The sequence below is a fragment of the Parasphingomonas puruogangriensis genome, from assembly GCF_036663635.1.
Taxonomy (GTDB): domain Bacteria; phylum Pseudomonadota; class Alphaproteobacteria; order Sphingomonadales; family Sphingomonadaceae; genus Sphingomonas.
The window spans coordinates 265,207-291,215 of sequence record NZ_JAXOJI010000003.1; the positions used below are offsets into that span (position 1 = coordinate 265,207).

Consider the following 26,009-nt stretch of genomic DNA (forward strand, 5'->3'; position numbering starts at 1 on the left):
GCTATCATCACCCCGGACTTGTTCCGGGGTCCGCCGTGCCGCAAAGGAAACGGGATGGTGGAGCGTGGCGAAAGCCGCCGGGTGGACCCCGTAATAGGTCCGAGGTGACGGATAGGGGGAATGCCAATGAACACGACCGACCGGGCGCGCCACCCCTATCTGATCCTCAGCATTACGTGCCTGCTCGGTTATCTGTTCAAGGCGCAATGCGGCGTCGCCTGGATCGATGGCATCCAGTACATTACGGGCTGCTATAGCGACGCCGTGCCGTTCTGGGGCCTGCGCGGCGTGGCGGACGGGGCCTTGCCTTATGTACAGACGCCGATCGAATATCCGGTACTGACCGGTGCGGCGATCTGGCTCGAGGGTGCATTCGCCCGCGCGCTCGGCGCCGCCGGCGGCAACGCCATGCCGTTCCTGTTGGTCGTCAGCGCAGTGAATGCGGCGCTTGCGTTTGCCGTGCTGCGCCTGATGGAGCGTGCCGGGGTGGATCGGTTGCGGCTCTACGCCTGGGCCGCGGCGCCACCGTTGTTCCTGTATCTCGGGCATAATTGGGACATGCTGGCGGTCGCTTTGGCCGTCGCGGCGGTACTGGCGGTACGGCGCGGCGCGGCATTCCGTGCGGCGCAATTGGCGGCGGTCGGCGCCGCGGCCAAGCTGTTCCCGGTATTGCTGCTGCCGTTGATCGGGCTCGGCGCCTTGTTGCGCCGCGATCGTGCGTGGCGCGACCGCATCGTCACTACCGCATTGCTCGCGCTCACCGCGATCCTCGTCTGGGGTGCGATCAACCTGCCGGTGGCGCTGGTCGCTTTCACCAACTGGTCTGAATTCTATGTATTTTCGAGCACGCGCAGCGGTACGATCGCTTCGGTGTGGGAATTATTGGCCACGTTCGGGATTTGGGTATCGCCGATCCCGGCCCGTAACCTGGCCAGCTTTGCTGCCTTCGCGATTGGCGCCGCGGCGATCGTTGCGCTTGGCTGGCGACGCCATGGCGCGCAGCCATGGCTGCTGTTCACGCCCGTGCTCGCCTGGTTCCTGCTCACCAACAAAGTGTATTCGCCGCAATTCGATCTCTGGCTATACCCGTTCCTGGTGCTGACCAGCTATCGGCTCTGGCCACTCGCCTGGTTCGTGATTGGCGATATCGCGGCCTATTTCGCGGAATTCTGGTGGTTCGCCGGGCTGGAGGGCCGCACGCCCTCCGCTACTACGACAGACATCGCCATCGCCGTCGCCATCCGCGGCGCGGCGATGCTGTGGATCATCGTCGCCGCGCTGCGCCAGCCGGCGCCGGACTGGATCACGCGGCCAGCAGACTCTCCGCCCCACCCAGATCGACCGATACCAATCGGCTGACGCCCTGTTCGATCATCGTCACGCCGAACAGGCGGTGCATGCGGCTCATCGTCACCGCATTGTGCGTGACGATCAGGTAGCGCGTCTGCGTCTCGCGCGTCATCGCATCGAGCAGGCCGCAGAAGCGCTCGATATTGGCGTCGTCCAAAGGCGCATCGACCTCGTCGAGCACGCAGATCGGCGCGGGATTGGTCAGGAACAGGCCGAAGATCAGCGCCACCGCGGTCAGCGCCTGTTCGCCGCCCGAGAGCAGCGTGAGCGATTGCAGGCGTTTGCCGGGCGGCTGGGCCATGATCTCCAAACCGGCCTCGAGCGGATCGTCCGAATCGATCAGTTCGAGATGCGCGGCACCGCCGTTGAACAGGGTCGTGAACAGCCGCTGGAAATGGCCGTTGACCGCCTCGAACGCGGCGAGCAGCCGTTGCCGTCCCTCGCGGTTGAGCGTGCCGATCGAGCCGCGCAGCCGGTTGACCGCCAGGCCCAGTTCCTCGCGCTCGGCGGCGTTGCCGCTGCTCGCCGATTCGAGTTCGGCGAGCTCGCTTTCCGCAACGAGATTGACCGGCCCGATCCGTTCGCGATCGAGCGACAGGCGGTCGTGCGCCTGACTTTCGTCTTGTGGCTCCCGCACGCTATCGACCGCGAAACCGACGCGTTCCGGCAGCACCGGGGCTGGGCAGGCGAAGCGCTCGCCGGACAGGCGGCCCATCTCGACGCGGCGCACTTCCTGGTTTTCCGCACGGGCCAGCGCCCCGGCGCGGATTTCGCGCGCTTGCGCCAGCGCTTCGTTGGCCATGCGCGCAACGGTTTCGGTTTCGCGCACCACGCTCTCCGCTGCACGCTCGGCCGTCTGCGCCGTGTCGGCCTCGGCGCGCGCCGCCTGATGCGCGGCATCGAGCGTGGCGATGGCGGTGTCGATCTCGGCTGGTTTGTCGGCCAGCGCGGCGATCTCCTGCGCCAGCGCCGCCTCGCGCTTGTCCATGTCGGTGATGCGCCGCGCCGCCTCGCCAGCACGCGCGCGCCAGCCCTTGGCCTCGCCCGATCCACTGGCCAGCCGATCGCGATCCTGCGCCAGTGCACGATCCAGCGTCGCGCGGTCGGCGCGTGCCGTGGCGACGGCGGCGCGCCGGGCCTCGGCCTGCGTGGACAGGGTGGCGACGCGGTCGCGCGTCGCGCTGCCATCGGGCAAGGCGGCCTTGGCCTGAACCGCCGTGTCGAGCTCGCCTTGTGCCTCGGTCAGATCGACCGCGATGCGCGCCTGCCGCGCCTCGAGATCGGCGCGCTGCGCGGCGAGGCGTTCCAGCGCGGCGCCGGCGCGGTCCTCCGCTTTGGCAGCCTCGCGCGCTTGCGCCTCGGCAGTGTCGAGCGCGCGGCGCGCGTCGCTGGCGAGCCGCTTGGCGGTGGCGATGGTGGCATCGATGCGCGCCAGCTCGGCCTCCGCCGCCGCCACGGCTGCCGTTGCCGCGGGCCGCTCGGCCTCGATTCGGCGCAGGCGGTTGAGCCGTTCGAGCCGCTCCGCCGCCGCCGCGCCCCCTGATTTGGCGACATAGCCGTCCCACCGGCGCAACACGCCGGCGCGGGTCACCAGCCGCTGGCCGACGGCAAGCGCCTGGCCGTCATCCGCCTCGGCAACGAACACTTGCGCCAGCCGCCGGCCGAGCACCTCCGGCGCGGCGACATGACCGCCAAGGGCAATCGTACCCGGCGGCGCGGGTGGGTCGCCGGGCAGCGCCTCGGCGCCGGCCCAGAAACGCTCGGCGGCGGCATCGAGCCCGGCCTCGAGATCGTCGCCCAAGGCGGCGGCCAGCGCGCGTTCGAAACCGGTATCGGCGCGCAGGTGATCGAGCAGCCGATCGCGCCCGCTGCGCTGCGTCGCGCGCGTCAGTGCGGCGGCTTCGCTGTCGAGCGCGGAGAGATCGGCGCGTGCGGCGGCGCGCGCCGATTGGGCGCCGTCACGCGCGTCGACCGCCGCGCGTTCCTGCGTCTCGGCGTCGGCAAGGGCGGCTCGCGCCGTTTCGCTATCGCGCACTGCTTGCGCCCGTCGCGCCGCTGCGGCCGCCCGTTCGCTGGCCAGCGGCGCCGCATCGCCGATCGCCGCCGCTTCCGCCGTCACGCGCGCCAGATCGCGCTCGCTGCGCTCGACCCGCGCCCGCGCCGCGGCCAGCGCGGCTTCGGCAACGCGGGCCTCGGCCGCTTCGCTGGCCTGTGCGGCGAGCGCTTGCGCCAGCGCGACCTCGGCATCGCGCCCGGCGCGTTCCGCCTCGGCCAGCGCCGCATCCATGCCCGGCACTTGCGCCGCCGCCGCGGTAATGCGCGCCTCCAGCGCCTTCGCGTCCTCGGCGAGCCGTGCCAGCGCCTCGGCGGCATCGTGCGCCAGCGCGCCCTCGCGGTGGCGATCGTCGGCCAGCCGCGTGCGGCTCTCGTGCAACTCCCGCAACCGGCGGTCTATGCTGGCGCGCTCGGTGCGCAACGCGGCCAATTGGTGCCCCGCCTCGCTCGCCCGATCGCGCGCCGCCAGTGCCGCCGCGCGCGCGCTGCCAAGATTTTCCGCCGCCTGGTTTTGATAGGCCGCCGCCGCGCGCTGCTGCTCGGTCGTCTCGGTCACGCGCGCTTCCGCCGCCGCCGCCTCGGCCTTGGCAGCGTCTGCTGCCGCCGCCGCATCGCGCCAGCGAGCGAAAATCATCCGCGCTTCGGCGACGCGGATCTGATCGGATAAGGTACGATAGCGTTCCGCCTGCCGTGCCTGGCGCTTGAGCGCGGCGGCGCGGGCGTCCTGATCGGCGATCACTTCGTCGAGCTTGAGCAGATTGGCTTCGGTGGCGCGCAGTTTCTGCTCGGCATCCTTGCGCCGCACGTGCAGCCCGGCAATCCCCGCCGCTTCCTCGAGCATGGCGCGCCGCTCGGTCGGCTTGGCCGAAATCACCGCGCTGATGCGGCCCTGGCTGACCAGCGCCGGGCTATGCGCGCCAGTCGCCGCATCGGCGAACAGCAAGGCGACATCCTTGGCGCGCACGTCGCGCCCGTCGATGCGGTAGGCGGAACCGGCGCCGCGTTCGATGCGGCGCACGATCTCGGTTTCCTGCGCATCAGCGCCTTCGATCAGCATCGACACTTCGGCGAATTCGCGCGCCGGCCGGGTCGCGGTGCCGGCGAAGATCACGTCTTCCATCCCGGCGCCGCGCAGCGACCGCGCGGAGGTCTCGCCCATCGTCCAGCGCAACGCTTCGAGCAGGTTCGATTTGCCGCAGCCATTGGGGCCGACAATCCCGGTCAGCCCGGGCTCGATGCGCAGATCGGCGGCGTCAACGAAGCTCTTAAAGCCCGACAATCGAAGCCGCTTGATCTGCACTGCCCGCGCCCCCGCTCAGCGTCGGTAGATCAGCCGCCGGCGGCCTTGAGCAACGGTTCGAGCTGGGCCCAGCCAACCGCATCGGCCTTGGTGCCGTTGATCAGGAAGGTCGGCGTGCCCGTCACGCCGCCGTCCTGCGTCGCGGTGTCGCTGAACTTGGCCAGCGCATCGGTCTTGGCCTTGTCGGTCAGGCAGGCGCGTGCCTGGCTCTCGGAAATGCCGCGCTGCTTGACGAAATCGATCATGCCCATCTGCTCGGCCAGCGAGGTCAGCTGCTGGCTCGGCGTCTGCGCCTGCAATTGCGCCTGCACCGCGGACGACATGCTTTGCAGCTTGTCGAGATACGACGATTGGTTCTGGTACATCTGTTCGAGCAGCGGGAAGAAGGTCTGCGGCCCTGAGCAATTGCCGAGCAGGCCGAGCGCCAGATCGGGCGCGCCATGGACGAAGAAGTCGCGGAATTCGTAACTCACCTTGCCGGTCTTCACATAGTTTTCGATCAGCGGGCGCATGCCCTCGCGACCGAACGCGCCGCAGGTCGGGCAGGAGCGCGAGCCATATTCGATCAGCTTGATCGGGGCGTTGGGGTTGCCCATGACATGCCCGCCCTCGGGCGTGGCAACGACCGCTTCTTCCCAATTCTGACCGGCCGGCGCAGGCACGGCGGCAACCGGCTTGGCCGGCGACCCGGCGGAGACATTGCTGCTGCTGTCGTCGCCGCAGGCGGCGAGAGCGAACGGCAGGATAAGGCAGGCGATAGGCAGTTTCATCGGGGACTACTCCAGGGGAATCATTTGGCGCCGGCGGCGCGGAGGATCTTTTCGAGCCCGGCCCAGTCGAGCGTGGCATAGGGCTTGCCGTTGACGACGAAGGTCGGCGTGCCCCCCGGCTGCGGCGCCGAGGCCGCGGCGATCGCCTTCCAGCTCTTGTCGCTCATCGCGGCAATCCGCAGCAAGGCGGCATCGTCGTCGAAACAGGTGGCCAGCGCGGCATCGCTCAGGCCACGCGCCTTGCCGATATCGGCCAGTCCCGCGCCATAGGCCAGCGCGCGAAGCTGCGCGCCTTGCGGATAGAGCGCCATGCGCTGGGCGTTGGTCTGTTCGAAGCGCAGGCCCTGCGGATACCAGTCGTCCTGCTTGGCGAACACTTGCTCGCTGGCGCCGACAAACCCGGCCGGCCCGCCGCAGCGCGCGACGATCGTCGCAGCGAGATCGAGCTTGTCGCGCGTGGCATGGCGCAGCTCGACACTGGTCGAGCCCGAACGAATGAACTTGTCCCGCAAGATCGGGGCGGATTGCTCGGCATAATGCGCGCAGTGCGAGCAGGTATAGCTGAGATATTCGACCAATTTCACTTTCGCCGCGGGATTGCCGATGCGGTACGCGCCATCGGCAGTGCGGGTGACGGTCTTGGTCCAGTCGCGCGGCGCGGGGGCGGCGCTCACCAGCAGCGGCAGCATCAGGAAAGCGAGCAGCAAGCGGATCATTCGTCGTGATGTCCAGTCAGGGGGGCGATGACGGGGGGACCGCTGGTGGCGGCGACACCGGCGGCCAGCGCCTCCAGCACGGCCTTCAGCTCGGGATCGGCGATCGTGCGCAGGCTTTCACCGAGCTCGGCCGGGATCGGTTTGAGCGATGGCGGCGCGGCGCGGACGCGCGGCGCGGGCACGTCGCCCTGGCGCATCTGTACGCGCGCGATCGCGGCATAGCCGAAGAAGCGATTAACCCGCTCGATGATCTCGGGCGCGATATGCTGCATCATCGTGCCATGCGCGCCGCGCACCACCAAGTTCAGCGTGCCCTCGGCGCGTTTGCCCGGCGGGAAGCGGATCGATTCGGGCGCCGACACGCCGGCATAACGCGGGCCGACGATCTCGGCCCAGCGCGTCACCACCGCGCTCTGCACGAAGCCGAATCGGCGGAAGGCGGCGCGCCCGGCATCGGGCAGCAGCTCGGCCACGCTGCGCGCACGGCCACCGCGGACATGCTCGGGCTTAGGGGGAGGAACGGCGCGCTTGCTCATCCTGTCCCCCATGCCATAGCGGCACCGTGCCCGCAAAGCCCCGATCCATCTCTGTTGCGTTGTTGACCTGGTACGATGCGCATGCCCGTATCCTGCCGTGGCGTGCGCCGCCGGGCAATGCGGCGCCGGACCCGTATCGCGTGTGGCTGTCGGAGATCATGCTGCAGCAGACCACCGTCGCCACGGTGCGTCCCAAATTCGAGATGTTCACGACCCGCTGGCCCGATTTCGTCGCGCTGGCGGCGGCGGACGAGCACGACGTGATGACCGCCTGGGCGGGGCTTGGTTACTATGCCCGCGCACGCAATTTGATAGCCTGCGCCAAGGTGGTGGTCGCGCAGCATGGCGGGCACTTTCCGGACACGGAGGCCGAACTGCGCACGCTCCCGGGAATCGGCGACTACACTGCGGCGGCGATCGCCAGCATCGCCTTTGGCCAACGCGCGGTGGTGATCGATGCCAATGTCGAGCGCGTGGTGGCGCGGTTGTTCGCCATTGCGACGCCGCTGCCGTCCGGGCGCCCGGCGATCCGCGCGGCGGCGGAAACGATCGTGCCGGATCTGCGTTCGGGCGATTTCGCGCAAGGGTTGATGGATCTGGGATCGAGCATCTGCACGTCGCGCGCACCCAAATGCCTGGCCTGTCCGCTCAATCACGATTGCGACGGCTTCGCCAGTGGCGCGCCGGATGCCTTTCCGGTGAAGGCGGCGAAGGCGGCGAAGCCGCAACGCTATGGCACGATTTTCTGGGCCGAACGCGACGGGGAGGTGCTGCTCGTCCGGCGCCCGCCACGCGGATTGCTCGGCGGGATGCGCGCCTTGCCGACCGGGCCTTGGGCGGACGCCGCGCCCGGCCTCGCCGATCCGCCGCTCGATGCCGACTGGCGGACGCTGGACGGTGGCGTGGCGCATGTTTTTACGCACTTCCGGCTCGAACTGGCGCTTGCCGTGGCGCGCGCGGACAGGCATTCGAACGCCGGGGAATGGTGGCCCATCGCCAACATCGAATCGGCAGGGCTGCCGACCGTTTTCGCCAAGGCCGCCGCCGCCATTCGGGGCGCGGGATCGGGAGAGTGACATGACACGCTTGAAGCTTTTGGTATCGGCCGGCGCCCTCGCCACCCTGCTTGCCGGCGGCGCCATCGCGCAGCAGGCCGCACCGCAGACGCAGACGGCCCCGCAACCGCAAGCCGGGCTCAAGCCGCAGCGCGATCCCATCACCGCCGTCCCCTCGCTGCTGCCGACGACGCAGGCAGTGCTCGATGGCTATGTCCGCGACAACAAAATGCCTGGCATTACCGCGGCGTTCGGCGTGGCGGACATGCCGACGATCTTCCTCTCCGCCGGCAAGATCAATGACGACGCCAACGGCGCGAAGGCCGGGCCGGACAGCCTGTGGCGGGTCTATTCGATGACCAAGCCGATCACCGGCATGGCGGCGATGATGCTGGTCGAGGATGGCAAGATCAAGCTCGACGATCCCGTCAGCAAGTTCATTCCCGCTTTCAAGAACATGACCGTGGTGGATGGCCCGGACAGCCTGAAGAGCCATCCGGCCAAGACCCCGATCACGATCCGCATGCTGCTCACACACAGTTCGGGCCTGGGCTACAATATCATCACCAAGGGCGCGCTCTTGGGCGAGTATAACCGGCTCGGCATCAACCCGGCGCAGGTCAACAACCAGTTCGAGGCCGAGGCGCGCAAGACCCGTCCGGCCACGTTGGAAGCGTTCGCCAATGCGGTCGCCAGCGTGCCTTTGGTCTACGAACCCGGCACCACATGGAGCTATTCGATCGGGCTCGACGTGATGGGTCGGGTGATCGAAGTGGCGTCGGGCATGAGCTTCGACGGCTTCGTGCAGCAGCGCATCTTCGATCCGCTGGGCATGAAATCCTCCTACTGGACCGTGCCGGCGGGCGAGATACCGCGCTTCGCCACCAACTATGCCTTCACCAAGGCGAGCATGGCGCAGATCAACCCGGCGTTCGACACGTCGAAGATGGACGCCAAGGCGCGCATGCCGCTCGATGCGGCGGCGACCTCGGTGTGGCTCAAGGCGCCGAGCTTTCCCTATGGCGGCGCCGGCCTGGTCATGTCGGCGCGCGATTACGACGCCTTCCTGCACATGCTGCAGAATTATGGCGAGCTGGGCGGCAAGCGCGTGATGAAGGCAGAGACGGCCAAGCTGGCCATGTCCAACCTGCTGCCCGCCGGCGTGGTCTTCTCCGGCACGGTGGCCAGCACCGGCGGCAATACGGCCGGCCCCAAGATGGGCTTCGGCGCGGGCGGCTCGGTCTATCTCGAGGATTTCGCCGGTGGCGCTGGCAAGGGCACCTATGGCTGGGGCGGGGCGGCCGGCACGGTGGCGTTCGTCGATGCCGGGCGGCGCACGCGCGGCACGATCATGGTCAATTACTTCCCCGGCGAAACCTATCCGCTGCGCCAGGAAATACTGCCGGCCCTGCTCACCGATCTGGCGCGCTACAAGAAGTGATCGGCTTTACCGGCAACACGCTCGACCGCGCCGACGGCCTGCGCCACGACGCGGAGGCCTTTGCGGCGGCGGCGGGCGACTGGCGGGCGCCGCTGCTCAAGCTGGATGGACTGCTGCCAGAGATGACCGATGACGGGCGGCTGGCATGGACGACGCTTGCCGATCTGCCCGACGATGGCGTGCCGATCCTGCTCGGCCTGGCTGATGGCCGTCCGCATTTCGCGGCGTATCTGCCCGGCTTCCAACCGAGCAATGCGCCGGCGATGCGCAGTCCCGCGCTGATGGCCATGCTCGCCAATCTCGCGCCCGGCGAGGCGGCGATCTACGCCGCGGCGCGCAGCCTGATCGACTGGCATGCGCGGCATGGTTTCTGCGCCAATTGCGGCACCGCGACCGACATCTTCCGCGCCGGCTGGGCGCGCAAATGCCCGAATTGTGCCGCGGAGCATTTCCCGCGCGTCGATCCGGTGGTGATCATGATCGCCGAACATGATGGGCGTGCCTTGCTCGGCCGCGGTAAGAACTGGCCGGCCGGTCGCTATTCCGCGCTCGCCGGCTTCCTGGAGCCCGGCGAATCGATCGAGGAAGCGGTGGCGCGCGAGATCCACGAAGAGGCCGGGGTGCGCGTCAGCGAAGTGCGGTACATTGCCAGCCAACCTTGGCCGTTCCCCTCCTCGTTGATGATGGCCTGCGTCGCGGTGGCCGAGGACGATGCGATCACGCTCGACACCAACGAACTGGAAGACGCGATCTGGGTGCCGCGCGAGATGGTTCGTGCGGTGCTGGCGGGCGAGGAGGGGCCGTTCATCGCCCCACCGCCTTATGCCATCGCCTATACGCTGCTGACCGAATGGGCGAAGGGATAGCGCTCGCGCTGCGCACGGCGTCGCCGCATCAGCGGCGGGCGCGCAGCAGGATCCAGGGTACGCGATCGGCGGAAAACATCGATCGCTGCTTGCGGTCGTAAAAGGGGGGGCGGTGATCGCCCACGAGCAGAATGTCGGTGGCGGGAAAGTCTGCCGCGGTAATTTCCCGCGCGAGATTGGCGAAGATGCCGTCCCAAATCTCGAACATCCGGCACGCCATCGGCGCTGTCTTGGCCAGCGTCGGATCGAGCCGCTCGCAGCCGTCGGTGTGCAATTCGGCGAGCTGCGGCACCGGGAAATGCGAGTTCAGCGTCACCCAGTGGACGAATTGCGGTTGGCGCGCCTGCTGCAACTGGCGGGCAATGATCGACGGCACGTCGCGATCGCACGCGCCGGGAAATAGCCCCGGGCATTTGCCCGCGCCCTGCGCCACCAGCTCGGTGCGGAACAGCATCCGTTGGAAGCCGGCATTGGGATACCAGGTGGCGCGATCGTAAAAGTCTGGCGTGAACCCGTGCATCGCGGTGGTTTGATAACCCTGCCGGCGCAGCCGCATCGGCAGGCAGGTCGGATCGGGGCGCCGCAGCAGATCGTCATAGCCTCCCCAGCGGCCGCACAATTCGCGGATCTCCGACGTGACCGTCGAACCATTTAAGACGGTGGCGCCGGTCTCGATGGTGAAGCGGGTTCGCACGCGCGCGGTGGTGAGCTGTCTGAACAGCATCCGCTGCAGGGCTGGGTCGGTGGGCATCCCCATCGCCTCGACATCGATCAAAACGAGATGGCGACCGCTGCTGGCGGCGCGGGCAAAGCCGCTGCGCTGCGCCGCGGACTGGAATTCGGCGTCGCTCGGCGCGTCGCGCTGGTAGCTGCCCTGATTCAGGATCGTCACCGTCTCGTCGACCAATGCCCAGCTCGCCGTCAGGCCAAGCGCGATGGCCAGCGATCCGCCCGACCTGAAGGCCATATCACGGCCCGCTACGTGCCATCCGAGCACGATAAGCGCTCCCAACATGGCGAGCGCGAGGAGATATTCGGGGGCAGCCGTCAGGCGCATCTCGGGCAGGATATCGAGCGAGGAAAGGATCGCCAGCGGTGACAGGCTGAACAGCTGCGAGACGAAGACGAAGACGGAATATAATAAGGTGACGATGAACGCCGAGCGCTTGGCCATGGGCGACATCGAGCGGACCAACAGCCCGGCCGCAGTGGTCACCAAGATGACCACCAATCGCGGCGGGCTGCCGACGATCCACAAGAGCGAAAGCCCGATATTGGATAGCAATACCCACAATAGCAGCCACGACGTCAGCTGTGCCAGTTCCCGTTGCGCAGGGCGGAGGTCACTTGTGTGGCACCCTCCGGGGAGACCGCTTGTGGATAGCCCAACAAATGCAGCTTTATCAGCAGCGCGTGTCTCATGCATGACTATAATACCCCCAATTCGGGTTGATATAGTAGTCAGCAGCTTAAGCGATAATAAATATCGAAGTAAAAGGACGTAGATATCGATCTGTACTAAGTTGATCTACAGCAAAGCCAGTACTTATTACCACCTATATTGTTGATGCAGGTTATTCCGTCAGAAAACAAATGTTAGCTTGCGATCGAGGATGTATAAATGCGGAGGACAGCGTTCGCACGCGTCGCCGCCTGGACGTTAAGCCGCTAGCGCCGCGCCGCGGCCGCGATCAGCCCGACTTGGAGATCTGCCCGTCATTCATCGCGCGTCGGCGGCGATGCAGCGCCAGCATAATCGTCAGAATCGCCGGCCATAACAAGGTGTTAACGATATCCTCGATCGTCGGCCCCGGCGTCCACGGCCAGCCGGACAGCGCATACCGCGCGAAATCGATCAGCTCATTGACGCCCTCCAGGCCGGCGACCAGCAGCAGCGGCGCCCATGGACGCCGCCGACCGATGGTCAGCGCCAGCAGCAGGAAGGCGAGCAGGCCGAAATGGATGTGAAGTTCGGCGTGCGAGACGTGCAGGCCATGGGCCAGCCAGTCCTTCATCACACCCCAGTCGACGATATAGGTGAACATGCCGCCCGCATGCCCGATGGCGACGGGGATGGCGAGCCTGGCGGAGCGGAAAGCCGCCGCAATTGCACTTTGCCGTGCGCGCAGGGATACAAATGGCCCGCGCAGCGCTCAACCGGCATGGTCCGTGCGATGGCGCGCAGACCCCAGGTGAAGGTGCCCATCGCTTATGCAAGCTGCCGAGGTTTTCACGACGCTCGATATCGAACTCAAGCCGGATCCGTCACGGACCGTCATTCGCCCGTTCGGCTTCGCCTATCCCGAGGCGTTCCGCGCCGGCCGTCCGTCTCGCGCGCACGCCGTGCTGCAGCGGATCAAGGCGCTCGACCCGGCGATGCGCACGCGCATGCTCGGCCTGATGCAAGGGGCGATGCGCGAACGCCATCGCAACAGCGACCAAGTGTTTCAGCGCCGCTTCGAGGAAATGCGCGAAGAACTCGGCAGCCCGCAGGTGGACGAGACGATACAATTGCTCATCGGCGCCTATTTCAGCCAGGAATATGCCTTCGAATCCGCCGCCTTGTTCAACCCCAGTATCGTGCGCTTGCCCGATGCCGAGCCGACGACCCCCGGCGGCGTGCGCTTCCTGCTGTCGCTGCGCGGCATTGGCGAAGGGCATATCTCTTCGGTCACGCTGCGCACCGGCGAATGGGCCGCCGACGGCACGGTGACGATCGATCCGGCCAGTGCCAACGGCGTAACGCCGCGCATCGATCGCCATGATGACGGCTGGGTGCGCTTGGTATGCGAAAGCAGCGAGGACGTGTCGGAGACGGTGATCTTCCCGGTCCTGCCCAGCCAGCGGCAGGGCGTGGAGGATCTACGCCTGGTCAATTTCACCGATCATGACGGCGTCGAGAGCGTGATCGGCACCTACACCGCGTTCGACGGCAAGGATGCGCGGCAGGAATTGCTTCGCGGCGTCGACATGCGCACGTTCGAAATGCGCCCGCTGACCGGCGCGATGACCGGCTATAAGGGCATGGCGCTGTTCCCGCGGCGCATCGACGGGCAGTTCGTCATGCTCGGGCGGCAGGACAATGAGAATATCTGGCTGCTCCGTTCCGACGATCTCTACACCTGGGAGCGCGACGAGGCCGAGCCGATCATGGGCCCCAAATATCCGTGGGAATTCGTCCAGATGGGCAATTGCGGCTCGCCGATCGAGATTGACGAGGGCTGGTTGGTGTTCACCCACGGTGTCGGCATGGTGCGCGGCTATTGCATCGGCGCATGCCTGCTCGACAAACAGGATCCGCGACGCGTGCTGGCGCGCACGCCGTCGCCATTGCTGTTCCCCAGCGCCGAGCAACGTGGCGGCTATGTGCCCAACGTCACCTACAGTTGCGGCGGGCTATTGCACGGCCGGCGCGTGCTGCTGCCCTATGCGATCGGCGACGAATATAGCGCCTTCGCGGTGGCCGAAGTGGACGATCTGCTGTCGGTGATGGTGCCGGCCTGAGGGTGTAGTGCCTGTGCTTTGGACGCGTATATGTCAGCACCTAGCCAAATCTCGCGTCACCCCTGCGCAGGCAGGGGCCTATCGCTATCTCCACAGGCGGTAGTCGCTGACGTGAAAGCGATGGGCCCCTGCCTGCGCAGGGGTGACGGGGTAGTGACTACCTAAAGGAGGAGGCTTCCCGCTGCCCGCCTCAGTTGCTGGTGGAAAGCCCGCTGCGGCGGTGCTTGCCGCCGTAGCGCGTGCCGATATAGCCGCCGATCCGCGCCATTTCGCTGGCAGCGCCACTGGCGGCCGTTTCGCTGCACGGGAATGGCGCGCTCTCGCACTGCTTGGCGCGCGCCGCCACGCGGTCGCATAATTCCTCGATATCGGCGCGCGTGAGCAGGTTCTTCTCGCGCAACAGGCACAACAGGGTCTGCAGGATCACCAGACTTTCGTCGCCGGCATTAGCGTGGCCCGAAGTCGAAGGTACGTCGAGGATGCCCATCGTCTGTCTCCTGTTGCGACGACAGCCTATGCCTTTCCTGACATACCGCAAGTTTATTGCAGGCCGCCGCCGAGCGTCCGGTACAGGGCGATCAGGTTGCTGGCGCGCGCCAGCCGCGTGGTGACGAGCGCTTGCTGTGCGGCATAAGCAGTGCGCTGCGCGTCGAGCGAGACCAGGAACGAATCGACCCCGGCGCGGTAGCGCGCGTCCGACAGCCGCGCGGCGACTTGGGCCGAGGTGGCGCGCGCGGTCTGCGCGGAAACCTGTTCGTCGATCGTGCCGCGCTGCGCCAGCGCATCGGCGACTTCGCGGAACGCGGTCTGGATGGCCTTTTCATAGGTCGCCACCGCCACCTGTTGCGAGGCGCGGGCATAATCGAGATTGCCCTTGTTACGCCCGCCATCGAACAACGGCAGGCCGATGCTCGGGCCGGCGCTATAAGTGAAGCTGCCGCTGCCGAAGAGCCCGGACAGCGCGGTCGACAGCGTGCCGAGCGTGGCGGTCAACGAGATGGTCGGGAAGAAGGCGGCACGCGCCGCGCCGATATTGGCGTTCTCGGCGATCAGTTGATGTTCGGCCTGCAGCACATCGGGCCGGCGCAACAGCACTTCGGACGAGACGTTGCCCGGCAGCGCGTCGATCGTGGCGTTGCCCGCACCCAGGCCATCGGGCAGTTGCGCAGGCGCGACGGTGGCGCCGACCAGCAGGTTGAGCGCATTCTGGTCCTGCGCGACTTGCGTCTGCAGCGTGGCGATGTCGTTGCGCGCGGACTGGTAATTGGTATCGGCCTGGCGCGCCTCGAGTTCGGATGCGATGCCGATGCGGAATTGCGCGCTGGTCAGGCGCCGCGTTTCTTCGAACGCGCCGAGCGTCTGGCGCGACAGTTTGAGCTGTTCCTGATCCGACGCCATGGTCAGCCAGGCAGTGGCGATCTCGCCGATCAGGCTGATGCGCGTGGCGCGCTGGGCCTCTTCGGAAGCGAAATATTGTTCCTGCGCGGCGCGGCTGAGGTTGCGCACGCGGCCGAACAGATCGACCTCGAACGCCGACACGCCCAAGCCGAGCTGGTAGATTTCGAGATTGCTCGATCCGCCGCTCGCCGTGGTGCCGGTGCTGCTGCTCGTGCTGTTGGTCGCGGTCGCGTCGCCCGACGCGCTCAGCGTCGGCAGCAGATCGGCACGCTGGACGCGCACTTGCGCGCGCGCCTGCAGCACGTTGCCGGCGGCGATGCGCAGGTCGCGATTGTTGGCCAGGCCGGTTTCGATCACGCTGCGCAGCCGGGGATCGGTGAAGAAATCGCGCCACCCGATGCGCGTCAGATCGGGCGCGTCGCTCGGCGCGGCCGGATAGATGCCGCCCTGGGGCAGGGTGGCCGGCACCGCGCCGAGCGGGCGGACATAGGTCGGCGCGAGGTTGCAACCGGCCAGCGTGGTGGACAGCGCCAGCGCGGCGAGGATCGGGCGGGAAAGGGTCTTCACAATCAGGCTCCCTGGGTGGCGGGGGCGCCATCCGGATGGTCGTGCGTCTTGGGGTCTTCGGTCTTGTGGCCGCCCTGGCCGAACAGCTTGAGGACGACGACGAAGAACATCGGCACGAAGAAGATCGCCAGCACGGTCGCCGACAGCATGCCGCCGACCACCGCGCGGCCGATCGCATTCTGCCCGCCGGCGCCGGCGCCGGTCGAAATGGCCAGCGGCATCACGCCGAAGATAAAGGCCAGGCTGGTCATCAGGATCGGGCGCAGGCGGACCTTGGCCGCTTCGATCGCGGCGTCGAACGCGCTCATCCCTTCGGCCATCCGTTCTTCGGCGAATTCGACGATCAGGATCGCGTTCTTGGCCGACACGCCAATCGTGGTGATCAGCCCGACCTGCAGATAGATGTCGTTGTTGAGCCCGGTCAGCCACGCGGCGAGCACCGCGCCGAGCACGCCCAACGGCACCACTAGCAGCACCGAGATCGGCACCGACCAACTTTCGTACAAGGCGGCCAAGCACAGGAAGACGATCAGCAGCGACAGGCCGTAGAGCGCCGGCGCCTGCCCGCTGGACAATTGCTCCTCATAGCTCAGCCCGGTATATTCCAGCGCCGTGCCGGGCGGCAATTTGGCGTGCAGTTCCTTGAGCGCGGCAAGCGCATCGCCGCTGCTGATGCCGGCCGCTGGCGCGCCCTGGATCTGCATCGCCGCCTGGCCGTTGTAGCGCGTCAGCTGCACCGGCGCGTTGATCCATTCGAGCGTTGCAAAGGCGGTGAAGGGCACCATCTGGCCATTCTCGCCACGCACGAACAACGTGCCGATATCCTCGGGTTTCAAACGATACGGCGCATCGGCCTGGATATAGACGCGCTTGACGCGGCCGTGGTCGATAAAGTCGTTGACGTACGCGCCGCCCCAGGCGGTGGCGATGGTCGAGTTGATCGAGGTGAGGTCTACGCCGAGCGCGCGTGCCTTGTCCTGGTCGATATCCACTTTCAGCTGTGGCGCATCGTCCAGGCTGACCGGGCGGACCTGCGCCAGCCGCTTGTCCTGCGCGGCGAGCCCGAGCAGCATGTTGCGCGCGGCGAGCAATTTGTCGTGACCGAGACCGGTCTCGTCGACCAACTGCACGTCGAATCCGGTGGCGTTGCCCAATTCCTGCACCGCCGGGGGCACCAAGGCGTAGACCGTCCCATCCTTATATTGCGAGAACGGCCCCATCGCGCGCGCGGCGATCGCCTGCGCCTTGTTGGCGGCGCCCGAACGGTCTTCCCAATCCTTCAGGCTGACAAAGGCGAGGCCGGCATTCTGGCCCTGCCCGGCAAAGCTGAAGCCGTTGATCGTGAAGACCGATTTCACATTGGCCTTTTCGGCGTTGAGGAAGTGATCGCGGACCAGATCCAGCCCCTTGTCGGTGCGCGCGGTCGTCGCACCGGACGGCCCCTGGACGAGCGCGATGATCGAGCCCTGATCCTCGTCGGGCAGGAAGCCCGAGGGCAGGCGGAAGAACACGAACACCATCCCGGCGACGATCAGCAGATAGACCAGGATCGAGCGCTTCCAGCCGCGCGCGGTGCTGCGCACGCCACGTTCGTATTTGCGCTGCCCGCGGTCGAACTTGTCGTTGAACCAACGGAAGAAGCGCGCAAGCGGGCCGTTGCCCTCCGCCTTGTCGGGATTATGCGGCTTGAGGATCGTCGCGCACAGCGCCGGCGTCAGCACCAAGGCGACGATCACCGACAGCACCATGGCCGAAACGATGGTGATGGAGAACTGGCGATAGATCACGCCCGTAGACCCACCGAAAAAGGCCATCGGCAGGAACACCGCGGACAGCACCATGCCGATGCCGATCAGCGCGCCGCTGATCTCGTCCATCGATTTGCGCGCCGCTTCCTTGGGGCTGAGATGCTCGGTCTGGATCAAGCGTTCGACATTCTCGACCACCACGATCGCATCATCGACCAGCAGGCCGATCGCCAGCACCATGCCGAACAGGGTCAGGGTGTTGATCGAGAAGCCCGCCAGCGCCATCACCGCGAACGTTCCAAGCAGCACCACGGGCACCGCGATGGTCGGGATCAGCGTGGCGCGGAAATTCTGCAGGAACAGGAACATGACGAGGAAGACGAGCACGACCGCCTCGATCAATGTCTCGATCACCTGCTTGACCGACAGGCGCACGAACGGCGTCGAATCGTAGGGGTAGGCGATCTTCACATCGGCCGGGAAGGTCTTGGCGATCTCCTCGACGCGGGCCTTGACCGCGTCGACCGTGGCCAGCGCATTGGCGTTCGGCGCGAGCTTGATGCCGATGCCGGAGGCGGGCTGACCGTTATAGCGCGGATCGAAGCCGTAATTCTCCGCGCCTAATTCGACCCGCGCGACGTCCGACAGGCGCACCACGGCGCCGCCGACATTGGTCTTCAGGCGGATCGCACCGAATTGCTCCGGCGTCTGCAGGCGCGATTGGACCGAGACGGTGGCGTTGAGCATCTGCTCCTTGGGCGCCGGCTGCGCGCCGATCTGGCCGGCCGAGACCTGCGCGTTCTGCGCGGTGACGGCGGCGGTGACGTCCGCCATGGTCAGCTGCACGGCGTTCAATTTCAGCGGATCGACCCAGATGCGCATGGCATATTGCGCGCCGAACACCTGCGTGTCGCCGACGCCGGCGACGCGGCTCAGCGGATCGGCGATGCGCGCCGCGACGATATCCGACAAATCGTTGGCGTCATGCGAGCCGTCGGCCGAATAGACGCCGACGATGAGCAGGAAATTGGCCGACGATTTGGCCACGCGGATGCCCTGCTGCTGCACTTCCTGCGGCAGCAGCGGGGTAGCGGCCTGCAGCTTGTTTTGCACCTGGACCTGCGCGATGTCCGGATCGGTGCCCTGTTCGAACGTCAGGGTGATCGTCACGCTGCCGGCCGAGGACGACGAAGACGAGAAATAGCGAAGGTTGTCGATGCCCTTCATCTGCTGCTCGATGATCTGCGTCGTGGTGTTCTCGAGCGTCTGCGCGTCGGCGCCGGGATAGGTCGCGCTGATCGTCACGCCGGGTGGCGCGATCGTCGGGAACTGCGCGATCGGCAGCGAGCGGATGGCGATCGCACCGGCCAGCATCAGCGCGATGGCGATGACCCAGGCGAAGATCGGGCGGTCGATGAAAAAACGGGACATGGCTGGTTACTTCGCCGCTGCCGGCGCCGCGGCGGCGGGCGCCGCCGGCTTGGCATTTGGGTTCCACGCGACCGCTTTCACGGCCGCGCCGGGGCGCAGCATCGACGCGCCTTCGACGATCACCTTGTCGCCGGGCTTGAGCCCCGCAGTAACCAGCCATTGATCGCCCACGGTGCGCGGCGCGGTCAGCACGCGCAGTTCGATCTTGCCGCCCTGGCCGACCACCAACACGGTCGGCTTGCCTTTTTCGTCGCGGCTTACCGCGCGCATCGGCACCAGGATCGCGGCGGATTCGGTCCCCTCGACCAGCTCGGCGCGAACATACATGCCCGGCAGCAACAGCCCGCGCGGGTTGGGGAAGCTGGCGCGGATGGTTTGCGTGCCGGTCGCCGGATCGACGCTGACATCGGTGAATTGCAGCGTCCCCTCGATCGGATAGGTGCTGCCATCCTCGAGCTTGAGGCGCACGCGCGCCGCTTGCCCGCCGCGGGAGAGGTCGCCGGCCATGATGCGCTGGCGCAGCCGCAGCACATCGGCACTGGCCTGGCTGACATCGACGAAGATCGGATCGAGCCGCTGGATCGTGGTCAGCGCGGTGGTCTGCCCGGCGGTGACCAAGGCCCCGGTCGTCGCCACCGACAGGCCGATCCGGCCGCTGATCGGCGCGGTGATCGTGGTGCGCGACAGATCGAGCTGCGCGGCGTTCAGCGCCGCCTGCTGTGCGGCGACATCGGCGGTCGCCTGCTGCGCCGTGGTGATGGCGTTTTCATAATCCTGCTTGGCGATGGCGTTGATCTTGACCAGTTCGCCATAGCGGCGTTGCAGGTTGGCGCTCGACGCGATCGAGGCGCGCGCGCGGGCCAGCGCGGCGCGCGCGCTGGCGACCTGCACGACATAGGGCTGCGGATCGATGCGATAGAGTGGCTGGCCGCGGCGTACCAGATCGCCTTCCTGGAACAGGCGGGCGAGGATCAGGCCGGCGACCTGGGGGCGTACTTCCGATGTCTCGAACGCGGTCGTGCGGCCGGGCAATTCGCTGCTCAGCGTTACCGCCTGGCGCTGCACCGTGATCACGCTGACCTGCGGCGGACCGGCCAGCGGCTGTTGCTGCGCGTCCTGAGAACCGCCACAGGCTGCCAGCAAGGAAAGCAGCGTCGCTGCAGCAAATTTTGCAAAAGACATGGAGTTCTCACCGGACACGTGTATGTGAGTGATCGTTCACTCACTTTTGCTGCTAGTGCGAAGAAAAGGGGCCGTCAAGCTTGATCGACCGTAAGGATAGCCCGAACGAGGTTACCAACTCTTCCGACCCCGTGCCGTCGTCGCGCGCGGAAATCCGGCGCGGCCGCATCATCGCCGCGGCGCGCACGTTGTTTTCGGAAAACGGCTTTCACAACACCGGCATCGCCCAGATCGCCAAACTGTCCGGTGTACTGGTCGGCCAAATCTACCGCGATTTCGCCAATAAGGAGGAGATCGTCGCCGCGATCGTCGAGCGCGATCTCGAGCCGTTCCTGCTCGATGCGACGCTCGGTTCGGCGGTGGCCAATGGCGATGTCGATGGCGCGCTCGGCTGGATCGCGCATGTCATCGCCGGAGAGCCGGATCATGATGCGCGGCTGGTGGCGGAAATCATCGCCGAATCGTCACGCAACGATCGCATCGCCGCGATCTTCCAGTCGGTGCAGGAACGGTTGCACGATAGCATCATCTCCGCGCTGACCATGCTGGCGCCGGCGCCGGCGCATGACCGCCGCCGGGCGATCCTGGCCGATGTCATCCTCACCGTCTCCGCCGGGGTGTTCCAGCGCCGCATGGGGCAGGTCGCGGCGATCGACCCCGATATGGTCGCGGCGCTGACCGACATGGTCCTCCGCGAAATTGCCCGGCTGCGTGAGCAAACAGGCTAGCGGCCAGCGATCAGACGAGTGCCGCATGGTGCGGCAGCGGCCGCCCGTCGGCGTCCACTGCAACCATCGTGAAGGTGGCGGAGGCGGCCTGCGCGCGCCGGCCGGTAAGCAGATTTTCCGCGCGCAGCTCGACCTGGATCGAGACCGAGCTGCGCCCGGTCATGCGCACGCGCGCGATACATTCGGTCATGTCGCCTTCGCGGATCGGCGTGGTGAAGTCGATCCGGTCGGACGCGGCCATCACCATGATCGCGCGGGCATGGCGGGTCGCTGCGATGAACGCGGCGCGCCCCAGCATCTTCAGCGCGTCGCCGCCATAGAGCGTGCCGTAATGGTTGGTCTGCGACGGGAAGACGATGTCCACCATATGCAGCGCGCCATCCGCTGGCGTGGCGACCACCGCATCGATCGGCGGTAGCGGCAGGCGCGTGTCGGGCCCCTTGATCGCCACCAAGGTGAATAGGCCGCGCGTGCACAGCCGCCGATCGCCGCTGATCAGTTCTTCAGCGACCAATTCCACCTCGACATCGACCGAGCTGTTGCCCACGCGGACGATCCTGCCGGTCGCCTCGCTCAGTTCGCCCAACCGCGCTGGCGCGGTGAAATCGATCCGCTCGCACGAGGCGGTGACGAACGGCGCCCGGCCATGGCGCGCGGCGGCAAGGAACGCGACCTTGTCCATGTGCGCCAGCGCCACGCCGCCGAACAAGGTGCCGTGATGGTTGGTGTCGCCGGGGAAGATCATATCGATCAACTGAACGGAGCCGCCGGCGATCGTCGTCATGCTGTCTGTCATGGCGGCGCGCATAGCGTGCTGGCCGCGCCATATAAAGAATTCTTTATATGATGGGGTAACGCGACCTTAGACGTAGCGCGGTATCGGCCCCCATTGCGGCGTCTGGTCGGGCAGATCGATCTCAATCTCGTCGACATAGCACCAGCCCCACCCCTCGGGCGGATCATAGCCTTCGATGATCGGGTGATGCGTGGCATGGTAATGCGCGGTGGCATGGCGGTGCGGCGAATCGTCGCAGCAGCCGACATGGCCGCAACTGCGGCAAAGGCGCAGATGCACCCAGGCGCTGCCGATCTCGAGACACTCCTCGCACCCCTTGGCGCTCGGGGTGACCTGATTGATGGTCGCGCTATGGGTGCAGCGGGTCATGCGGCTTCCTTGGTTGGTTCGACGTTGCGGGCCTGCTCGGCGATCTTGGCGTGGATCTGGGCGACCACCGCGGCGCCTTCGCCGACGGCCGCGGCAACACGCTTGGTCGATCCCGCGCGCACGTCGCCGATCGCGAACACCCCGGGCACGCTGGTTTCCAGCGACAATGCCCCCTTGCCGGTGACGATGAAGCCGTGCGCATCGGTTTCTGCGCAGCCGCGCAACCAGGCGGCATTGGGATCGGCGCCGATGAACAGGAAGACGTGGCGCAGGTCGCGCCGCACTAACGCGCCGTCGGCGCGGTAGCGGAACGTGGCGGCCGACAGGCCGGTCGCGGCATCGCCTTCCAAGGCGGCAATCTCCGCCCCGACATGGATTTCGACATTGGGCAAGGCGGCGATGCGGTCGACCAGGTAGCGCGACATCGTCTCGCTCAGGTCGCGGCGCACGATCAGGTGCAGATGCTTGACCTGCGGCGCCAGGAACACGACCGCCTGGCCGGCCGAATTGCCGCCACCGACCAGCGCGATCTCTTCGCCGGCGCACAAACGCGCCTCGATCGGCGACGCCCAATAGGAAATGCCCGCCCCTTCGAACATGGCGAGATTGTCGATCGCGGGCCGGCGGTAACGCGCGCCGGAAGCAACCACGACCGCCTTGGCGCGCAGCTGGCGGTCGCCGGCAAGCTCGAGCACCAACGGCGCATCGGTGCAATTGAGGCATTCGACCTGCAGCGGCACGGCGATCTCCGCGCCGAACTTGAGCGCCTGGTTAAACGCGCGGCCGGCCAGCGCTTGGCCGGAAATACCGGTCGGGAAACCGAGATAATTCTCGATCCTGGCCGACGCGCCAGCCTGGCCGCCCATCGCACGTTCGTCGAGCACGATCACCGACAGGCCCTCGGACGCAGCATAGACGGACGCGGCCAACCCGGCCGGCCCGGCGCCGACGATCGCCACGTCGTACAGCGTCGCGGGATCGAGCTCGGGCGTCATGCCGAGGCATGCAGCGACCTCCACGTCGCTCGGACTCTTGAGCAGATGCCCGTCGGGGCAGACGACCAGCGGCAATTCCCCGGGCAGCACGCCGATCCGCTCGACCAGCGCGCGGCCTTCCGCGTCGGTGGCGGCGTCGAGCACCAGATTGGGATAGCCGCTGCGCGTGAGAAAGCCCTGCAGCCGCACGATCGCCGGGCTGCCGGGCACGCCGATCAGGATGGTGCCCGCGCCGCCTTGTTCGATCAGCCCGACGCGGCGCAGAATCAGGGCGCGCATGATGATCTCGCCGACATCGGCCGAACCGACCATCAACGCGCGCAGATGCGCCGCGTCGAACGGCAGCGCGGTGCATCCTTCGGGCCCGGCGCGACCGCCGGCGATCGACGGGCGCCCGGCGAGCTGGTTCACCTCGCCGGTCAATTGCCCGATGCCGTGCGTGGTGATCGGCGCTTCATGGCTGAGGCCATCGCGGCGCACCACGTCGATCGTGCCCTGCAGCACCAGCCAGGCGCCCGCATCCTCCTGGCCGATGGCGTAGATCGTCTCGCCTGGCGCGAAGCACCGCTCGGGCCCGCTGGCAAAACGTCGCGCGGTGTCGATCTGAGTCGAATCCAGCACGGGAAACATTTGATGCTCGCGGGTGCCGAGAAGGCTCATGGTCAAAACCCCGTGGGTGGCCGGTCCATTGTCGTTCTAGCATTACCGCACCGCGACAGGAAACGCCCGATTTGAATGTTTACGCGCGCTGCGCTGTTTTGCCGCGCTGCGGCATCCTACATGCGCCGGACAATCGATAGGATGGGTGCGATGACGGCGGTGGTGGAGACGGTAGCAGTGGCGGACAAGGGGCTCGGGCGCGGGTTGACGCTCGCGCTTGCCGTGGCGGCTGGTGCGGCGGTGGCCAATATCTATTATAATCAGCCGATGCTCGGCATGATCGAGCGCGATCTGCCTGGCGGCCTCACCGGGCTAATCCCGACCGCGACGCAGCTAGGTTATGCCGCCGGCCTGTTCCTGCTCGTGCCGCTCGGCGATCTCGTCGAGCGCAAGCGGATGATCGTGTTGCAGTTCGTGCTGCTGGCGCTCGCCTTGGTCGCCGCCGCGCTCGCGCCCAACGCCGGCCTGCTCATCGCCGCGTCCCTGCTGCTCGGCATCGCCGCCTCGGTTGCGCAGCAGATCGTGCCGTTCGCCGCGCATCTGGCGGATCCCGAGCGGCGCGGCGCGACCGTCGGCACGGTGGTGGCGGGGCTGCTCGGCGGCATCCTGCTCAGCCGCACGCTGGCCGGATTCGTCGCCACGCATGGCGGCTGGCGCGAGATGTTCTGGCTCGGCGCGCCCATCGCGCTGGCCGGCGCGGCCGGCATGGCGGTGATGTTGCCGCGCAGCCAACCAAGCAGCGACCTGCGCTACGGCGCCTTGCTCCGATCGCTCGGCGGGCTGTGGCGCGACTTCCCGGTGTTGCGCCGCGCGACGATCACCCAGGCCTTGTTGTTCGCCTCGTTCACGTCGTTCTGGACGATCCTGGCACTGCATCTGCAGGAGCCGCGTTTCGGCCTTGGCGCCGATATCGCCGGCCTGTTCGGCATCGTCGGTGCGGTCGGTATCCTCGCGGCGCCGATCGCCGGCCGCATCGCCGACCGGCGCGGCCCGCAGGGCGTGATCGTGCTCGGCGCGGTGCTGGCCTTGCTGTCATGGCTGATCTTCGGGCTGTGGAGCACTATCGTCGGGCTGATCGTCGGCGTCATCCTGCTCGACTTCGCGGTGCAGGGCGCGCTCGTTTCCAACCAGACCATGGTCTATGCCCTGCGCCCGGAGGCGCGCGCACGGCTCAACACGATCTTCATGGGCGGGATGTTTCTGGGCGGCGCCGCCGGCTCCGCCGCCGCGACGCAGGTCTGGCAGCACGGCGGGTGGAGCGGTGTCGCGATGCTTGGCGGCACGCTCGCGGCGCTCGCCACGGCGCTGCAACTCGCCGGCCTGCCGCGCAAAGCGTGACCGGTCGCCGCAGCGACCGGTCACTCCCCGTCACGCGCCGCGCACGAACGCTAGCAGATCGGGGTTGAGCACGTCGGCGTGCGTCGTCAGCATGCCGTGGGGCAAGCCCTTATAGATCTTGAGCGTGCCGTGCTGCACCAGCTCGACGGTGAGCGGTGACGAATCCGCAATCGGCACGATCTGGTCGTCGTCGCCATGCGCCACCAGCACTGGCACACTGATCTTCTTCAGATCCTCGGTGAAATCGGTTTCGGAAAAGGCCTTGATGCCTTCGTAATGCGCCCAGGCGCTGCCCATCATGCCTTGGCGCCACCAATTATCGATCACGCCCTGCGACACTTTGGCGCCGGGCCGGTTGAAGCCGTAGAACGGGCCGGCGGCGACATCGATATAGAATTGCGCGCGATTGGCGGCCAGGCCCTGGCGGAAGCCGTCGAACACCTCGATCGGCAGCCCGCCCGGATTGGCCGGCGTCTTGAGCATCAGCGGCGGCACCGCGCTGACCAGCACCGCCTTGGCCACGCGCCCCGGCGCGGCCTGCGCGACATACCGCGCGACTTCGCCGCCGCCGGTCGAATGGCCGATATGCACGGCATTCTTGAGGTCGAGCGCATCGGCCACGGCCGCGGCGTCCGCGACATAAGTATCCTGTCGTTGCCCAGCGCGGTCTGGCTCGAACGGCCATGCCCACGGCGATCATGCGCCACCACGCGGTAGCCTTGCGCCAGGAAATACAGCATCTGCCCGTCCCAATCGTCCGCGCTGAGCGGCCAGCCATGGTGGAACACGATCGGCTGCGCATCCTTCGGGCCCCAATCCTTGTAGAAAATCTCGGTGCCGTCCTTGGTCGTGACGAATGCCATCTGTCGGTCTCCTTGGGCTTTAATGGGGCAGCACGGCGTGCCGTCTGCATCGGCATGGTGAAGGGGCAACGCCGGCCAGCGCGGCGGCCCGACAAGAATATCGCGGCGCGTGGCGGCCGCGCGGGTCATCGGCAGGATCGACCGGCATCGTCGTCGCTACTCCTGGCTATGATGCTGCCGAACCCGTTGCTGGCGACGGCTATATAGCCTTGCGCCGCAGCGCCGAAAAGTACTCTTTGGGGAGTTCGATGGGGCGCACGCATGGCGTTTGCCGATTCACGCAGCGCGTCAAACCGGCCGCCCGTCGCAACCCCGCCGTATCCGCGTGCACCGGGCCGGAT

At 67.1% G+C, this 26,009-nt stretch carries 20 protein-coding genes and 1 pseudogene; 7 read left to right on the top strand and 14 right to left on the bottom strand.

Translation table 11 applies throughout. The features are described from left to right. Window positions 1–126 precede the first annotated feature (126 nt). Window positions 127–1,359, top strand: coding sequence for a glycosyltransferase family protein (locus U1739_RS10000; RefSeq protein WP_332707394.1), 1,233 nt, complete (start codon window positions 127–129; stop codon window positions 1,357–1,359). Here U1739_RS10000 and U1739_RS10005 read toward each other — a convergent pair. The 4 genes from U1739_RS10005 to U1739_RS10020 are packed head-to-tail and all read right to left on the bottom strand — an operon-like array spanning window position 1,304 to window position 6,739. Next, window positions 1,304–4,705: a chromosome segregation SMC family protein gene (locus U1739_RS10005; protein WP_332707397.1), complete on the bottom strand. Its 3,402-nt coding sequence runs from the start codon at window positions 4,703–4,705 to the stop codon at window positions 1,304–1,306. The two genes, U1739_RS10000 and U1739_RS10005, sit on opposite strands and share 56 nt — an antisense overlap. 29 nt (window positions 4,706–4,734) lie before the next feature. Beyond that, entirely contained in the window at window positions 4,735–5,475 is a 741-nt protein-coding gene (locus U1739_RS10010) for a thioredoxin domain-containing protein (RefSeq protein ID WP_332707402.1), read from the bottom strand. Between the two features lie 20 nt (window positions 5,476–5,495). Next, on the bottom strand, window positions 5,496–6,191 hold the full coding sequence (locus U1739_RS10015; protein ID WP_332707405.1) for a thioredoxin domain-containing protein: 696 nt from the start codon (window positions 6,189–6,191) through the stop codon (window positions 5,496–5,498). After that, window positions 6,188–6,739 carry a DUF721 domain-containing protein gene (locus U1739_RS10020; RefSeq protein ID WP_443025533.1) on the bottom strand — a complete coding sequence of 184 codons (552 nt, stop codon included), beginning with the start codon at window positions 6,737–6,739 and terminating at the stop codon, window positions 6,188–6,190. Before U1739_RS10020 ends, U1739_RS10015 begins: the two co-directional genes overlap by 4 nt. 47 nt (window positions 6,740–6,786) lie before the next feature. Between U1739_RS10020 and U1739_RS10025 the strand changes: the two genes are divergently transcribed. Genes U1739_RS10025 through nudC form a run of 3 tightly spaced genes read left to right on the top strand, consistent with a single transcriptional unit; the run spans window position 6,787 to window position 10,089 of the window. Next, the gene (locus U1739_RS10025) at window positions 6,787–7,803 is read left to right on the top strand and encodes an A/G-specific adenine glycosylase (RefSeq protein WP_332707960.1); all 1,017 of its coding nucleotides are present in this window, start codon (window positions 6,787–6,789) and stop codon (window positions 7,801–7,803) included. 1 nt (window position 7,804) lies between these two features. Further along, window positions 7,805–9,223: a serine hydrolase domain-containing protein gene (locus U1739_RS10030; protein WP_332707411.1), complete on the top strand. Its 1,419-nt coding sequence runs from the start codon at window positions 7,805–7,807 to the stop codon at window positions 9,221–9,223. Beyond that, window positions 9,220–10,089 (top strand): NAD(+) diphosphatase, encoded by an 870-nt coding sequence (nudC, locus tag U1739_RS10035; protein WP_332707414.1) that lies wholly within the window; start codon window positions 9,220–9,222, stop codon window positions 10,087–10,089. Before U1739_RS10030 ends, nudC begins: the two co-directional genes overlap by 4 nt. A gap of 28 nt (window positions 10,090–10,117) precedes the next feature. On the opposite strand, the gene U1739_RS10040 is transcribed toward nudC, so the two are convergent. Next, window positions 10,118–11,305 (bottom strand): sulfatase-like hydrolase/transferase, encoded by a 1,188-nt coding sequence (locus U1739_RS10040; protein WP_332707417.1) that lies wholly within the window; start codon window positions 11,303–11,305, stop codon window positions 10,118–10,120. A 475-nt stretch (window positions 11,306–11,780) separates the two neighbouring features. Next, on the bottom strand, window positions 11,781–12,134 hold the full coding sequence (locus U1739_RS10045) for a hypothetical protein (protein ID WP_332707420.1): 354 nt from the start codon (window positions 12,132–12,134) through the stop codon (window positions 11,781–11,783). Window positions 12,135–12,300: 166 nt separating this feature from the next. Between U1739_RS10045 and U1739_RS10050 the strand changes: the two genes are divergently transcribed. Continuing rightward, window positions 12,301–13,593 (top strand): glycoside hydrolase family 130 protein, encoded by a 1,293-nt coding sequence (locus U1739_RS10050; protein ID WP_332707423.1) that lies wholly within the window; start codon window positions 12,301–12,303, stop codon window positions 13,591–13,593. Window positions 13,594–13,783: 190 nt separating this feature from the next. On the opposite strand, the gene U1739_RS10055 is transcribed toward U1739_RS10050, so the two are convergent. From U1739_RS10055 to U1739_RS10070, 4 genes are read right to left on the bottom strand one after another with little or no spacing between them, the layout of a single operon-like run. Further along, entirely contained in the window at window positions 13,784–14,080 is a 297-nt protein-coding gene (locus tag U1739_RS10055; RefSeq protein WP_332707426.1) for a hypothetical protein, read from the bottom strand. 53 nt (window positions 14,081–14,133) lie between these two features. Further along, window positions 14,134–15,561, bottom strand: a complete 1,428-nt coding sequence (locus U1739_RS10060) for an efflux transporter outer membrane subunit (RefSeq protein WP_443025540.1) — start codon at window positions 15,559–15,561, stop codon at window positions 14,134–14,136. Next, window positions 15,561–18,737, bottom strand: a complete 3,177-nt coding sequence (locus U1739_RS10065; protein ID WP_332707432.1) for an efflux RND transporter permease subunit — start codon at window positions 18,735–18,737, stop codon at window positions 15,561–15,563. Before U1739_RS10065 ends, U1739_RS10060 begins: the two co-directional genes overlap by 1 nt. A 6-nt stretch (window positions 18,738–18,743) precedes the next feature. Next, window positions 18,744–19,919, bottom strand: a complete 1,176-nt coding sequence (locus U1739_RS10070) for an efflux RND transporter periplasmic adaptor subunit (RefSeq protein WP_332707435.1) — start codon at window positions 19,917–19,919, stop codon at window positions 18,744–18,746. 80 nt (window positions 19,920–19,999) lie between these two features. Between U1739_RS10070 and U1739_RS10075 the strand changes: the two genes are divergently transcribed. Further along, window positions 20,000–20,647 carry a TetR/AcrR family transcriptional regulator gene (locus tag U1739_RS10075; protein ID WP_332707438.1) on the top strand — a complete coding sequence of 216 codons (648 nt, stop codon included), beginning with the start codon at window positions 20,000–20,002 and terminating at the stop codon, window positions 20,645–20,647. 10 nt (window positions 20,648–20,657) lie between these two features. On the opposite strand, the gene U1739_RS10080 is transcribed toward U1739_RS10075, so the two are convergent. From U1739_RS10080 to U1739_RS10090, 3 genes are all read right to left on the bottom strand, one after another. Beyond that, window positions 20,658–21,443, bottom strand: coding sequence for an acyl-CoA thioesterase (locus tag U1739_RS10080; RefSeq protein ID WP_332707441.1), 786 nt, complete (start codon window positions 21,441–21,443; stop codon window positions 20,658–20,660). Window positions 21,444–21,509: 66 nt separating this feature from the next. Then, window positions 21,510–21,812, bottom strand: a complete 303-nt coding sequence (locus U1739_RS10085; RefSeq protein WP_332707444.1) for a UBP-type zinc finger domain-containing protein — start codon at window positions 21,810–21,812, stop codon at window positions 21,510–21,512. Continuing rightward, window positions 21,809–23,467 carry an FAD-dependent oxidoreductase gene (locus U1739_RS10090; protein ID WP_332707447.1) on the bottom strand — a complete coding sequence of 553 codons (1,659 nt, stop codon included), beginning with the start codon at window positions 23,465–23,467 and terminating at the stop codon, window positions 21,809–21,811. The genes U1739_RS10085 and U1739_RS10090 overlap by 4 nt, the downstream gene beginning before the upstream one ends. Before the next feature lie 150 nt (window positions 23,468–23,617). On the opposite strand from U1739_RS10090, the gene U1739_RS10095 reads away from it, so the two are divergent. After that, window positions 23,618–24,805, top strand: coding sequence for an MFS transporter (locus U1739_RS10095; RefSeq protein WP_332707450.1), 1,188 nt, complete (start codon window positions 23,618–23,620; stop codon window positions 24,803–24,805). Between the two features lie 30 nt (window positions 24,806–24,835). On the opposite strand, the pseudogene U1739_RS10100 reads toward U1739_RS10095, so the two are convergent. Next, window positions 24,836–25,668: pseudogene (locus U1739_RS10100) on the bottom strand (alpha/beta fold hydrolase). Window positions 25,669–26,009: the final 341 nt, after the last annotated feature.